This window comes from Butyricimonas sp., assembly GCF_019423355.1.
Lineage (GTDB): Bacteria > Bacteroidota > Bacteroidia > Bacteroidales > Marinifilaceae > Butyricimonas > Butyricimonas faecihominis.
In genome coordinates this window covers 124,008-137,583 of sequence record NZ_JAHZBP010000012.1, presented here as the reverse complement: position 1 = coordinate 137,583, position 13,576 = coordinate 124,008, and the positions used below count along the sequence as shown (strand labels likewise).

Below are 13,576 nucleotides of genomic sequence, written 5' to 3'. Positions count from 1 at the left end.
ACTTCTAGTTTTTAACTTTTATCTTTTAGTTCAAATCACCCCTCGCATCCGATCCTCAAAAGCAGAAAGTGCGGCTTTTGCTCCTTCTCCCATGGCGATGATGATTTGTTTGTAGGGAACGGTGGAGACATCTCCCGCGGCATAGATTCCCGGAATATTTGTGCGGCAATACGTGTCGATGGCGATTTCTCCCATTCGATTCGTGTCGACGACTTCCCGGAAAACGCCGCTATTAGGCATTAAACCGATCTGAACGAAAATTCCGTCCAATTCAATGGTACGAACCTCTTCGGTGGTCCGGTCTTTTACCCGGATGCCTGTTACCTTATCCCCGTTGCCGATAACTTCAAGTGTTTGCGAATTGACAAAGACTTCCACGTTGGGTAAGCTTTTTAGTTTTTCCTGTAACACTTGATCGGCCTTTAAATTGTCCAAAAATTCCAATACGGTAACTTTTGAACATATTCCTGCCAAATCAATGGCAGCTTCTATCCCTGAATTGCCCCCTCCTACAACTGCAACGTGTTTGCCTTTGTAGAATGGCCCGTCACAATGCGGGCAGAACGCGACGCCTCTACCGATATACTCGGCCTCACCTGATACGTTCAGTTTTCTCCAACTGGCTCCGGTAGCTACGATAACAGCCGGTGCGGAGAATTTCTCCCCGGTAGCAGTGGAAAGTATTTTTTGTTTATCCTCTAATGCTATTTTTTCAATCTGCCGATGTTCCAGCAGGTCAATCGGGTAACATTGTAAATGTGTCCGTAAATTGTCTGCCAATTGATTACCTGTTGTTTCCGGTACGGAAATCAGGTTTTCAATCCCCACGGTTTCTTTGACTTGTCCCCCGATACGTTCCGCTATGACGGCCACGTTCAAACCCTTGCGTGCGGAGTAAATGGCGGCTGCCGATCCTGCCGGTCCTCCTCCTAGAACGATGACATCATAACTTTTTTCTTTTACCTCTAACGTGTTTTCTTCTATTCCGTATTGAGCCTCAAGTTTGTTTAATAATTCACCGAATTCCCCTCTTCCGACATGGATGAGTTTTCCATCCGCGAACACGGAAGGTACTCCTTGTATCTTTAATTTTTCTACTTCATCTTGGTAGATTGCCCCGTCGACCATTTCGTGATGGATTTGCGGGTTTAAAGTAGCCATGGCATTCAGCGCTTGTACGACATCCGGACAGTTGGTACAAGTTAAAGATACGTAAGTTGTCAGGTGTATGGGACCTTTCAATGCTTTCACCCGGTTGCAGATGGTCTCATCCGGAAAATTCTTCCCTTTCCCGTCTGCATTCATGATGGCAAGTAGGAGGGAGGTGAACTCGTGTCCGTTGGGGACTCCCCGGAATTTGATGCCTGTGGGTTCTCCGTTTTTCAGTAAAGAGAATTCCAGTTCTTTTCCCTCTTTAATCCGGCAAGATATTTTATCTGAACATTCTGCCACGTCAGCCAACATTTCCGTTAATTCCTGACGACTTTCGTGTTGAGGAGCCACGGCGATGTCCAACGTGTATTGAGCCTCTAAAACGGCGAAAATATTTTTAAGTTGGTCTTTTAAAGAGGTATCTAGCATATAAATGAAGTTTAGAGGTTAAAGGGTAAAAAATTAGAGTTTAGAATGTTTTTCACTTTAAATTCTAAACTCTAAACTTTGAACTATTTAAATTTTACCAACCAAATCAATGCTCGGTTTCAGTGTGTTTGCACCTTTTTTCCATTTTGCTGGGCAAACTTCGTTCGGATGTTCTGCCACGAATTGAGCGGCCTCAACTTTTCGAAGTAATTCGTCAGCGTTACGTCCGATGTTGTTGTCGTGGATTTCTGCAATTTTAATCTTTCCTTCCGGGTTTACCACGAATGTTCCGCGATAAGCCATCCCGTCTTCCTCGATCATCACCCCGAAGGCACGGCTCAATACTCCGGTCGGGTCAGCCAACATCGGGTATTTGATTTTGCGAATGCTTTCAGAGGCATCATGCCATGCTTTGTGTACAAAATGAGAATCCGTGCTTACAGAGTAAACTTCTACTCCCATGGCTTTGAATTGTTCGTATTTCTCTGCCACGTCAACCAATTCGGTCGGGCAAACGAAGGTAAAGTCCGCGGGATAGAAAAAGAAGATCGCCCACTTGCCTTTTACGTCTTCGTTACTTACTGTTTTGAACTCTCCGTTGTGAAATGCCTGAACTTTGAACTCAGGAAGTTGTGAATTGATAATTGGTTCCATTGTTTTTTATTTTTATAATTGATTCTTGTTTTTATTTTCTCGATACAAAAATATATCATTTATTTTTATTAAAACAAGAAATTCAATTGAATTATTCTATATATGGATAGGTAAAACTAATAAGCAAAAGTAATTACTTGATTATTAGTATGCATTATCTTTTGCTCACTACTATTTTATTTATAATTCACTAGGGCTGTTCGGTCACAACAATTAATATTCACGTTCTAACCATCTTGAAAAAAATACATCATAGACTTGGTACGTCACCCCAGTTTTATCCACGGTTTCGAGAACTAACTCTTTTTCGATCATTGCTTTTGCCAATCGTCTTGCATTGGCGGGTGAACCGATTCCATATTTACTGATAAAATATTGTGCTGAGATTTGTTTGACTTCGTGTTCTTTGGCAATGGCAATTAAAAAATTCCACTGAATTGGAGTCAATAGTTGACGATATTGCAAGAAAACAGGTTCATTACGTTCCAATAGATCAGAGCAAGCCCATTTTACTTGTTCTGTTGTCACGTGGGATGTACCCATGGCAAAAATTCGGTTACATAAACTTTGCGTGTAAAATGTATGCCTTCTGCTCCAGTTGAGAATTTCTGCAACACAATTCGGGTCTATTTGTTTTCCGTAACGTTCAAATAAATCAGTAATGAACGTAGCATACACGTCCTGCTGGATTTTTTCTATAGCGAGGTATTGTGTACTGGCAAAGAAAGGTCGGTTGGCATTCGAGAATATTTCCAACATCATTGCCCGCTGGCTTCCGCTAAAAATGAATCGTATATTTTTAAGTTGTTGTATATATGTTCGCAATAAAGCTTCCATGTTTTGTTCGGGGTATTCCGTTATCTGTTGGAACTCGTCAATTGCCAACACGATATTCACATTTTGGCTGTCTAAGAAATCAAGAACACCTTTTAACGTGTTCTCTTTTTCCTGTGCCATTTGATACACGATTTGTACTTGTGGTTCCCCTGTCAATGCGTCGTAGCCGATCAGTGGGCGTAATCCTTTCAAAAAAGTCATGAAACGTTTTCCGATGTTTGTTTTCTCCGGAAATTTTAGCAATATGGCTTCTGCCAATAAGCGGACAAGATCTTCTAGGTTGCGGGATGCATAAATATCCACGTACACGCATTCCCCCCATGCTTTCTCCTTCAAATAATCGAAAAAACGTAGAATCAAGCCGGTTTTACCTATTCTTCGAGGGGATATAAGTGTTGTATCAACTCCATTACATACGTTTTTGTATAAAATGTCAAGTTCTTGTTCCCGGTCGCAAAACAGCTCTTTGCCTGCATATCCTTTTATTAAAAAGGGATTTATAATTTTTTCCATGACTTCTATTATTTCCTACAAAGATACGAATTAATTCTAATACTATCTATTTTAGACTATCTATTTTAGATAGTCTAAAATAGATAGTGTCATCATGTGAGGGGGAAAAAAAACGAAGTGCATCTTAAAAATGAAACTTGTTTTTTAAGATGCACTTCAAAATGGGTAGATTCCTTTTAGATCAAGGCAATGTCCAATACTTCCCGAATGTGGTCAACGAAGTGGAATTTAATGCCTTTGACATATTCTTTTTTAATCTCGTCAATGTCTTTTTTGTTTTCCCTGCAAAGGATGATTTCTTTGATTCCGGCACGTTTGGCAGCTAGGATCTTCTCCCGGATGCCTCCCACGGGGAGAACTTTACCTCTCAACGTGATTTCTCCGGTCATGGCGAGGGCTTTCTTTACCTTTCTTCCGGTTAGCGATGAGGCTAACGAGGTGACCATGGTGATACCCGCCGAGGGACCATCCTTCGGTACGGCACCTGCCGGCACGTGAATGTGGATATTGTGTTCTTCCACGGCTGAGGGCTGGATGCCTAGTTCTTCGGCGTGCGATTTAATGTATTCTAATGCCAAGGTGGCAGATTCTTTCATCACATCACCGAGGCTCCCTGTCATGGTTAGGGCGCCTTTGCCCTTGCTGATACTCGATTCCACGTAAAGAATTTCACCGCCCACGGCTGTCCATGCCAAGCCGGTAACCACTCCGGGTAATTCGTTACCTTGGTATTCTTCCCGGGTAAAGATAGGGGTACCTAGGTATTCTTCCACGGTTGTTTTTGTCGGTTTAATCGTGAAAGACGAGTCCAGAGCCACGTGCTTTGCCACTTGACGCATGATCTTTGCCAAAGTCTTATCCAATCCCCGTACTCCCGATTCTCGGGTGTATTTGTCGATGATGAAATTTAATATATCATCCGTGAACTCGATTTGTTCTGTTTTTAACCCGTGATTCACCAATTGTCTGGGTATCAAATGCCGTTTGGCAATCTCTATTTTTTCTTCCATGAGATAACCGCTTACTTCGATCATTTCCATGCGATCCCTTAGTGGGGGGGCAATCGTTGAAATATCGTTTGCCGTAGCGATAAACATGACTTTCGATAAATCATAGTCAATATCAAGGTAGTTATCATGGAAGGTCGTGTTCTGTTCCGGATCAAGAACCTCCAACAGGGCGGACTGCGGGTCACCCCGGAAATCCTGACCTACTTTGTCAATCTCGTCCAGTATGAACACGGGGTTTGACGTGCCGGCTTTCTTGATACTTTGGATGATTCGTCCGGGCATGGCTCCAATATAGGTACGACGGTGTCCCCGGATTTCGGATTCATCGTGTAAGCCTCCCAATGACATACGTACGAACTCTCGGTTAAGGGCCCGTGCGACAGATTTTCCCAAAGAGGTTTTACCGACTCCCGGAGGGCCGTACAGGCATAGAATTGGAGATTTCATATCTCCTTTCAGTTTCAGTACGGCGAGGTATTCGAGAATTCGCTCTTTCACTTTATCCAGTCCGTAATGATCGGCATCCAGAATCTCGGAGGCTTTCTTCAAGTCGAAATTGTCTTCGGAATAATGTTCCCAAGGTAACTCTGTCAATTCTTTCACGTAATTGAATTGCACGGAATAGTCCGGGGTGGAGGGATTTTGGCGTTTTAGTTTTTGAAGTTCCTTTTCAAAAATTTCCTGTACGTTCTTTCCCCACTTCTTCTTTTTGGCTGCCTCTTCCAGTTCTTGAAGATCTTCATCCACCGGGTTAGTTCCCAGTTCGTTCTGAATAGTCTTCATCTGCTGGTGGAGTAGGTATTCCCGTTGCTGTTTATCCAGATCGACTTTCACTTTTTTCTGGATGTCCTCTTTGAGTTCCAGTATTTTGACCTGTTTGCCCAAAAGTTCCAGTAATTTAGTTGCCCGTTCTTTCAGGATGTCAATTTCCAGTAATTCCTGTTTATTCCGGTAGTCAATATCCGTGTTCGAAGAAATGAAATTGATCAGGAATAACATGCTCTCGATGTTTTTCAAGGCGAATCCTGCCTCGTTCGGGATGTTGCTGGAATATTTTACAATCTTCAAGGCCATGTCTTTTAAAGCCTCTCCGATAGCATTGTACTCTTGATCTTCTTCCGTGATCGTGTCCTCTTGTTTAACAATGATTTTTCCCACGTGATAGGGTTCATCGTACAGGATATCATCAAGTTCGAATCTCTTTTTGCCTTGTATGATAGCCGTCGTTGTTCCATCCGGCATTTCCAATATCTTCAAGACGGTGGCAACTGTACCTATCGTGTATAGGTCTTCCAGTTTGGGATTTTCCGTGTTGGTGTCTCTCTGGGCAATAACACCGAAGGGTACGCTGCTTTTATACACGTACCGGATGAGTTTCAGTGACTTTTCCCTACCAATATTTATAGGAATTATGACACCGGGGAACAGAACTGTGTTCCGTAGCGGTAAAATTGGCAGAGTGTCAGGAATATCCGTGTGGTCGTTGAGCATCTCCTTCTCGTCTCCAAGGATGGATAAATAATCTTGATTATCGTCCGCCAAGTTTTCTTGTAAAATATCTTTTAAATCTATTTTATTCATTATGATCTCCTTATCTCTATTGTTTTAAACTTTTCCACATTTGGTTTATTTCCGGTTTTCCCGTAGTTAGCCTTGTTTCAAAAACTGACATTTTGACAAAAAGGCGCTGAAAAATAAACCACTACATAATAGGACAATTCCTATGCCAAAGATTTTTTTGTGAAATATGATGCATTTGTTACTTTTGTGTGCAAATATAAAACACACAATGAAAATAATTTTGTTTGATGATAAAAGTTGGGGTACTTTAAGGCCCTTGACTTTTACTCGTCCGATTTCTGAATTGAGGGTTGGAATTCTCACGATCCGGGAAAAGTGGGAAAAGCGGTTTGGGGATAAGGTTGCATATCTGACCAAAGATTACCTTCAGGAAAAGTTCCCGTTGTCTGTGGAAGACGATAATTTGCTTATCAATAGTTCGGTATGCCCGAATGATGAATTGATTCAGGAAATCAAGTCTTTGCAGGCTGGAGAGATGTTATTACAGGGTGATTGTCTGATCGCCGTGCGAATGGGTAAACAGGACGTTGCAACCTTTGATCCAGTGACGATACCCGATTTTACACGTAAAGAATACACGGGAGTGTTTACCCGTGTTGTTTATCCTTACCATTTGTTTTCACTGAATGCCCAAGAATTGGAGGTTGATTTCCGATTGATCACGGAAGGACGTGAGAGTACCCCGTTGAATAGTTGCGTGCAGGTGTATGGAGAACATCCCGTTTTCGTCGAAGAGGGGGCTGTTGTACGTTGTGCGGTAATTAACACGGAGGGTGGTCCGGTGTATATCGGTAAAGATGCCGAGATTATGGAAGGTGTTTTGGTGCGGGGACCATTGGCCATGTGTGAACATTCGGTGCTGACGATGGGAGCCAAGGTGTACGGGGCGACGACCCTCGGGCCGTATTGCAAATGTGGGGGAGAGGTCAATAACGTCGTGATGATTGGCTATTCGAATAAGGCGCATGACGGTTTTCTCGGGAATTCCGTGCTGGGCGAATGGTGTAACATTGGTGCCGGAACGAATAATTCTAATCTGAAGAACACTTACGTGGAGGTGAAGTTATGGGATTACGAGACCAAGCATTTCCGTCGGACCGGACTTCAATTCTGCGGTCTGATCATGGGTGACCATGCAAAACTGGGTATTTCCACCATGATTAACACCGGAACAGTGATCGGTGTGGGGACCAATATTTTCGGTTCGGATTTTCCTCGGAATTTTGTTCCTTCTTTCTCATGGGGTGGAGCCAGTGGGTTTACGGAGCATAAAATGAATCAGTTCGTTTCCACGGCTGAGGCTGTCATGAAACGCCGGAACAAGACGTTTCATGATGTTGATCGCCGGATTATAGAGCATGTTTTTGCTGATCCCGAACGATAAAAATAGGTAAGTTATAGGTTAAGGATTACATTTTTAACCTGTAACTTGCATAACCGAAGGTTCAACCTGCAACTTGTGACCATACAAAAAGAGGAGATTCTTAGAATCTCCTCTTTTTGTATTATATCAGAAAAATTATTTCTTTCTGTTTTCCATGTGGTTCTTGTAACGGTTCATGAACTTGTCAACACGTCCTGCAGTGTCGATCAGTTTAATTTTACCGGTATAGAACGGGTGTGAAGAGTTGGAGATTTCCATCTTTACTAATGGATATTCAACTCCGTCGATCTCGATAGTCTCCTTCGTTGCGGCAGTAGACTTGGTGATTGTAGTCGTTCCATTAGACATATCTTTAAACGCTACTAATCTGTAATTTTCAGGATGTATGCCCTTTTTCATTTCGTATATAATTTTAAAATTGTTCCTTGGTTTAACGGGCAGCAAAGATAGTTGATTCATTATAAATCACAAAGAATTTCAGAGACTTTTTTAATTGAGGGCGAGAAAAGTCTGGCGAAAAGGGTTGAAATTCACGAGTTATAGTAGAGAGGGAAGTTTCTGGATTAAAAAGTGATGCCGGAGTTTATGCTTGTCAGAACATACTTCCGGCATTGGGAAATGGATAATATTATTTCCGCGGGGTGACTTCTTTGCGAAGCTGGGAAAGTAATTCCTCACCCACGAAACGTTCGAATGTTTCGGGCGTTGGGGTGTCCTTCTGCATTTTTATGGCAGCGAGATATTTTGCCTTGTCTTCTCCCGGGATGAGGATGAGCGGTTCCCTGAACATCATCTGGATATAGTTCATCATCAGGAGGCCGACGGTAATATTCCCGGCTCCGAAAGGTTTTATGTGCATGAAGCGATAGTGAAAATCTGCGGCAAGTTTCACGGTCAGTATGTCGTGAACGTTCCCCAACTTTTCATTTGTCTCTTTACACAGTTGTTCCAGCATATCCGGGATCTGGGCATAATTAGCGAGGATACCCTCTTCATAGTACTCTTCTCCCAGCCGGAAATCGCCCAGCGAGGTATCGTAACCGCCGATCGTCGTGTACACCTCTTTGCCCGTGTGTTGCATCACTTTTGCGCTGACTTCCCGTACGAAGTCGAGCGAGAACCTTTTGCGTTGTTGTGCGCATTTAACAAGGTAAAGGAATGCGTTGCTCAGGTCTTTTATCCGGTGCGTGTCTTCTCGTGTTACTTTGGGTGAGATCTCAATATCGTTCAGGATATTGAAAAAGTCTTGTTTTTTAATGTCCATGCCGTCTAGGCGGGCAATCTCGTAGAGTAACGTTTCCGACCGTCGGGGCGAATAGCCTTTCGTGTCCAGTTTCGCTCTTTCGAGGTATTCTTCGCGGGTTTTACATAGTTCTTGCCACATAATCGTTCTTTTTTATCGATGATACGTGTAAACAAAACGGGGGTTTATTTTTTTATGGTTATTTGTGACAAGACGATTTATGTTGACAATTTTGTTTGGAATGTTGTATCTTTGTGCGCTCAAAAGAACGAATAAATATGATTAGGGTTGAGAGAGATAAAGTTACGTTCTACCAGTTCTTGGGATTACGGGATTTTCCGGGATTAATTCATTTCGTGTCGGGAAGGGAAGGTGGCGTTAGTGTCGGCGGGCAAGCCGCGTTGAACTTGGGATTCATGGATGAGGACCGGGATGAACGGGTGTTGACTAACCGGATGTTGCTGGCGGAGGCTGTTGGTTGTGGTGTGGATGATTTTATTTTGGGAGAACAAAAACATACCACTCACGTAGAAGTCGTGACCCGGTCGCAACGTGGTCGGGGAGGACGGGAGAAAGCGACTCGCTTATCTTCGACAGATGCTTTGATTACGAGAGAAACGGGTGTTTGTCTGATGGTGCTTGCTGCCGATTGTGTTCCTGTTTTGATGTACGATCCCCGGGTACAGGTTATTGCTGCTGTTCATGCGGGATGGCGAGGTACGGTGGGAGGAATTACAGCGAAGACCGTAGAGCGGATGCGGGAGGAGTTTGGATGTGAACCCCGGGATGTGATTGTCGGGATAGGACCTTCTATCGGACCCTGTTGTTTTGAGGTCGGGGAAGAAGTCGTGGAGGCGGCACGTGAGGGGTTGGGAGACCTGACGGGATTGATCGAACCGGGGAAACAGGCCGGGAAGTATCTGTTGAATTTGTGGGAGGCTAATCGTCGTCAATTACGGCAAGTGGGGGTGGAGGATATTCGTATTGAAGTGGCGGGAATTTGTACCGTCTGTCATCATGATCGTTTTTTTTCTTATCGAGGGGACCGGGGAAACACGGGACGATTCGGGGCGGGAATCATGTTAAATATATAGATGGAATGTTAGGAGGAATTTTTATTATTATGGCTTTTTATTTACTGGGTGAATGTTGCGCTTGGTTGGTGAACGGTTTTGTGCCGGGGAGCGTGTTGGGGATGATGTTTTTGTTTTTGGCATTATCCATGCGTTGGGTCCGACCGGAGAGAGTGCGTCCGGTGGCTCGTTTTCTTTGTGATAATATGGCGTTTTTCTTTCTCCCGGCGGGAGTGGGGATTATCACGTCCATGGATGTATTGTCCCGTTACTGGGACATCGTGTTGGTGGTGGGGACGGTGACGACTTTGTTGGTTTTGATCGTGGTGGCGGTTTTGCAACAATGGCAAGAGGATCATCGGGCACATGGTAAAACGAATTAATTTGTAGGAAAATGCAGTCTATTATTTCGTCAGAGATATTTGTAATAACGTTGGTAGCCGGGGTATACTTGGCTGCGCTTTGGCTATACCGGAAAACGAAGTTGGCGCTGTTACATCCTTTGTTAGTTTCTATTCCGGCGTTAGTGGCGGTGATGAGTGTGATCGGGATGCCGTATGAATCTTTCCAGCAAGGGAGCCGGATGATTAATTTCCTGCTGGGACCTTCTGTCGTGGCCTTGGGCTACGTGTTGTGGGAACAGGTGGAATACATGAAGAGTAATGCGGTGTCGATCATGACTTCTATCTTTGTCGGGAGTTTGGTGGGAATCGTGAGTGTGATTTGTATTGCTCGTTGGATGGGGGCGGACCACGTGTTGATAGCGACATTGGAGCCGAAGTCCGTGACGACCCCGATAGCAATGGGGGTGGCCGAGAAAGCGGGTGGCATTCCTGCCATTGCGGCGGTAATTGTTATCGTGGTGGGGATATTCGGGGGAATCGTGGGGCCTTTCGTGTTGAACAAGTTGAACATTGATAGTAAGATTGCCCGGGGATTATCTCTTGGTGCCGCGGCTCACGGGTTGGGTACTGCTAGGGCAATGGAGTTGGGCGCGTTGGAAGGAGCTATTAGTGGTTTGGCAATTGGTTTGATGGGAGTGACAACGGCGATACTGGTGCCTGTCGTCGAGTGGGTAATGTCATTATTTTAGTATGTTACGGGATTTCACGGCCATAGATTTCGAGACGGCTAACCGTTACCCGACGAGTGCTTGCTCTATCGGGATTGTTGTCGTGCAGGACGGGGAGATCACGGAAGAGTTTTCGCACTTGATTAAGCCGGAACCTTACTATTTTAACAAGAAGTTTATCGAGATACATGGGATTACTCCCGTGATGGTGAAGGATGCTCCTTCGTTTTATGATTTGTGGGGCGTGATCGGGCGTTACTTTGATACGGAGGCTTTGGTTGCCCACAATGCGGGGTTTGATATGAGCGTGCTGAAAGCTTGTTTGGAACGGGCGGATCTGTATGCCCGTTTACCTGAATCTTTTTGTACTTGCCGGTTGTCCCGGAAGTTGGTGAAAGGCTTGCCGAATTATAAATTGAATACTTTGTGTGATCATTTCGGGATCGCATTAAATCACCACGAGGCGTTAAGTGATGCCCGGGGTGCGGCGAAAATCATGATTGAATTGTCGAAGTTGAGTCTTTTTTAAATGTGTCCTGTGTTTTCTAGGCTAAAGAAGGGTATCTCAAGTGTATTGCATTGGTGTCTCACTGGTGTCTCGTTAGTAAGTCAACGGGAAGTCAACGGGAAGTTAACGGAAAGTCAACGGGAAGTCAATGGGGGAAAGTGGTTCTTTTGTGGTGGATAAAATCTTGAAGTAGAATTTACATATTAACGAGACTCCTAAGAGTGTATAGAGGGATATATACGAGTCCCCCTCACTGTACGTGAGGGGGAAAATTTATAGTTTACTGATAATCTCTTTGAATATAGCTCCCATTCGAGGTTGAGCGTGGTTGCCCACGTCCTGTACTTCTGCATGGTTCGTTTTTATGAGTTCCTCGCTGGCCGTGCTGTTCGTGATAACCGACATCCCGAAACATTCCATGTTCATGTGACGGGCAACGATGACTTCCGGCACGGTGGACATTCCCACGGCGTCTCCTCCGATAACCCGAATCCAGTTATACTCTGCCGGAGTTTCGAAGGATGGCCCTTGCAGTCCGGCGTACACGCCTTTTTGCAATGGAATGTTTAATTTATTCCCGGCCTCTTCTGCCAGTTGAATTAAGCGTTTGCTATATGCCTCGGCCATTCCGGGAAAACGGGGACCGAGTTCGTCGATATTTTTACCCCGTAGCGGGTGTTCCGGGAATAGGTTGATATGATCCCGAATGATCATCAGGTCACCAACCAAGTAATTCGTGTTCACGCCCCCGGCCGCATTGGAAACGAAAAGAGTTTTTACCCCGAGAGCGTGCATCACTCTCACGGGGAAGGTCACTTCTTTCATTGAATAACCCTCGTAATAGTGAAAACGTCCCTGCATAGCAATGACTTTTTTACCCCCGAAGGACCCGATAAGCAATTCTCCCCGATGTCCTTGTACTGTGGAAACGGGGAAATTAGGAATCGCCATGTACGGGATTGCGTGTTCGATCTCGATTGATTTTCCCAGTTCTCCCAACCCTGTTCCCAGAATAATACCAATTGTGTGTTCTCCTTTCACGAAGGGGGCCAAGTATTTGCTACTTTCTCGTATCTTGTCTAACATAGTCGTATATATTTTTTATGAGTTGATCTCTTGGAGTCAGGAATTCCGGTTCGATCGGGATATAGAAAATCTGTCGCCTGATCTCTTCCGGTATATCGCATAACGTGAGGCGGACAGCATCTTTTTCCGTGGTGAAGATGCATTTGTCCGTGGAGCTGATTTTATCGTACTCTTGGAGAATATGTTTTATGTCCGTGTCACTGTAATTGTGATGGTCCGGGAATGTGATGTGATCAATCTGGTCTGTCATCTGTTTTAAATGTTCCACGTAGGGAGCCGGTTGGGCAATCCCGGTGACACAGAGTATGGCCGTTTTCGGTGTTACCGCATGATGACTGTCCCCGTCTAGCGAACGGGGTTCCCCGTATCTCATGGCAGTGAATAAAAGCTGTTGGTAGGCTTTTAAATTCAAGTGTTTCAGGATGATCCGTTTCTCTATGGGAGAGATGTTCGCAGGACATTTGGTCACGATGACATAATTGGCCCTGTCTTTGGCGTGAATACTTTCCCGGAGACGTCCAAGGGGAAGTAAATGGTCCTCGTAGATAGGACGATTATAGTCGATCAGCATGATGTTTATGTCCGCTTTCACGTAGCGGTGTTGAAAACCGTCATCCAAGATGATTACTTCCGGTTTTTCCGGGAGTTGCATGAGTTTCTTGATGCCACGCACTCGATCCGCATCCACGGCTACCGTGATTTCCGGGAATTTGTTCTTTATTTGCATGGGTTCGTCCCCGATGTCGTTTGCCGTGGAGTTTTCCGTTGCCAGCACGAAACCAGATGTCTTTCGTTTATACCCCCGGCTGAGACAGGCTACACGGTAATCATTTTTCAACTCGTTGATCAGGGATTCCGTGTGAGGGGTTTTTCCCGTTCCGCCCACGGTGATATTTCCCACGCAAATAATGGGAACGTCAAACTCCCGTATCTTTAGTATGCCCAAGTTGAACAAACGGTTACGAATACTGACCCCGATGCCGTACAGTACGCTTAAAGGCCATAAAATGAGATTTTTCAACACAATATTTCGC

At 44.6% G+C, this 13,576-nt stretch carries 13 protein-coding genes; 5 read left to right on the top strand and 8 right to left on the bottom strand.

Annotated elements, in window-relative coordinates; genetic code table 11:
* Positions 1 to 30: 30 nt before the first annotated feature.
* From ahpF to lon, 4 genes are all read right to left on the bottom strand, one after another.
* Positions 31 to 1,581 (bottom strand): alkyl hydroperoxide reductase subunit F, encoded by a 1,551-nt coding sequence (gene ahpF, locus QVC79_RS15535; RefSeq protein ID WP_270595507.1) that lies wholly within the window; start codon positions 1,579 to 1,581, stop codon positions 31 to 33.
* 87 nt (positions 1,582 to 1,668) lie between these two features.
* Entirely contained in the window at positions 1,669 to 2,235 is a 567-nt protein-coding gene (ahpC, locus tag QVC79_RS15530) for an alkyl hydroperoxide reductase subunit C (RefSeq protein WP_124318360.1), read from the bottom strand.
* A gap of 213 nt (positions 2,236 to 2,448) precedes the next feature.
* Positions 2,449 to 3,585 carry an AAA family ATPase gene (locus QVC79_RS15525; protein ID WP_270595508.1) on the bottom strand — a complete coding sequence of 379 codons (1,137 nt, stop codon included), beginning with the start codon at positions 3,583 to 3,585 and terminating at the stop codon, positions 2,449 to 2,451.
* Positions 3,586 to 3,761: 176 nt separating this feature from the next.
* Positions 3,762 to 6,176, bottom strand: coding sequence for an endopeptidase La (lon, locus tag QVC79_RS15520; RefSeq protein ID WP_124317775.1), 2,415 nt, complete (start codon positions 6,174 to 6,176; stop codon positions 3,762 to 3,764).
* A gap of 208 nt (positions 6,177 to 6,384) precedes the next feature.
* On the opposite strand from lon, the gene QVC79_RS15515 reads away from it, so the two are divergent.
* Complete coding sequence (locus QVC79_RS15515) at positions 6,385 to 7,560, top strand: GlmU family protein (protein ID WP_270595509.1); 1,176 nt, start codon at positions 6,385 to 6,387, stop codon at positions 7,558 to 7,560.
* A 135-nt stretch (positions 7,561 to 7,695) separates the two neighbouring features.
* Here QVC79_RS15515 and QVC79_RS15510 read toward each other — a convergent pair whose 3' ends face one another.
* Positions 7,696 to 7,959, bottom strand: a complete 264-nt coding sequence (locus QVC79_RS15510; RefSeq protein ID WP_027201758.1) for a type B 50S ribosomal protein L31 — start codon at positions 7,957 to 7,959, stop codon at positions 7,696 to 7,698.
* Positions 7,960 to 8,188: 229 nt separating this feature from the next.
* Positions 8,189 to 8,944: a Fic family protein gene (locus tag QVC79_RS15505; protein WP_270595510.1), complete on the bottom strand. Its 756-nt coding sequence runs from the start codon at positions 8,942 to 8,944 to the stop codon at positions 8,189 to 8,191.
* A 137-nt stretch (positions 8,945 to 9,081) separates the two neighbouring features.
* Between QVC79_RS15505 and pgeF the strand changes: the two genes are divergently transcribed.
* The 4 genes from pgeF to QVC79_RS15485 are packed head-to-tail and all read left to right on the top strand — an operon-like array spanning position 9,082 to position 11,477.
* Positions 9,082 to 9,897 carry a peptidoglycan editing factor PgeF gene (pgeF, locus tag QVC79_RS15500; RefSeq protein ID WP_270595511.1) on the top strand — a complete coding sequence of 272 codons (816 nt, stop codon included), beginning with the start codon at positions 9,082 to 9,084 and terminating at the stop codon, positions 9,895 to 9,897.
* Positions 9,898 to 9,902: 5 nt separating this feature from the next.
* Positions 9,903 to 10,259: a CidA/LrgA family protein gene (locus QVC79_RS15495; protein ID WP_151411528.1), complete on the top strand. Its 357-nt coding sequence runs from the start codon at positions 9,903 to 9,905 to the stop codon at positions 10,257 to 10,259.
* Between the two features lie 11 nt (positions 10,260 to 10,270).
* The gene (locus tag QVC79_RS15490) at positions 10,271 to 10,969 is read left to right on the top strand and encodes an LrgB family protein (RefSeq protein ID WP_270595512.1); all 699 of its coding nucleotides are present in this window, start codon (positions 10,271 to 10,273) and stop codon (positions 10,967 to 10,969) included.
* Position 10,970: 1 nt separating this feature from the next.
* Positions 10,971 to 11,477, top strand: coding sequence for a 3'-5' exonuclease (locus QVC79_RS15485; protein WP_118305425.1), 507 nt, complete (start codon positions 10,971 to 10,973; stop codon positions 11,475 to 11,477).
* 252 nt (positions 11,478 to 11,729) lie between these two features.
* On the opposite strand, the gene QVC79_RS15480 is transcribed toward QVC79_RS15485, so the two are convergent.
* Together QVC79_RS15480 and lpxK are read right to left on the bottom strand one after the other, a co-directional pair.
* Positions 11,730 to 12,542: a purine-nucleoside phosphorylase gene (locus tag QVC79_RS15480; protein ID WP_124317585.1), complete on the bottom strand. Its 813-nt coding sequence runs from the start codon at positions 12,540 to 12,542 to the stop codon at positions 11,730 to 11,732.
* Positions 12,517 to 13,569 (bottom strand): tetraacyldisaccharide 4'-kinase, encoded by a 1,053-nt coding sequence (gene lpxK / locus QVC79_RS15475; protein WP_270595594.1) that lies wholly within the window; start codon positions 13,567 to 13,569, stop codon positions 12,517 to 12,519. The genes QVC79_RS15480 and lpxK overlap by 26 nt, the downstream gene beginning before the upstream one ends.
* Positions 13,570 to 13,576 lie beyond the last annotated feature (7 nt).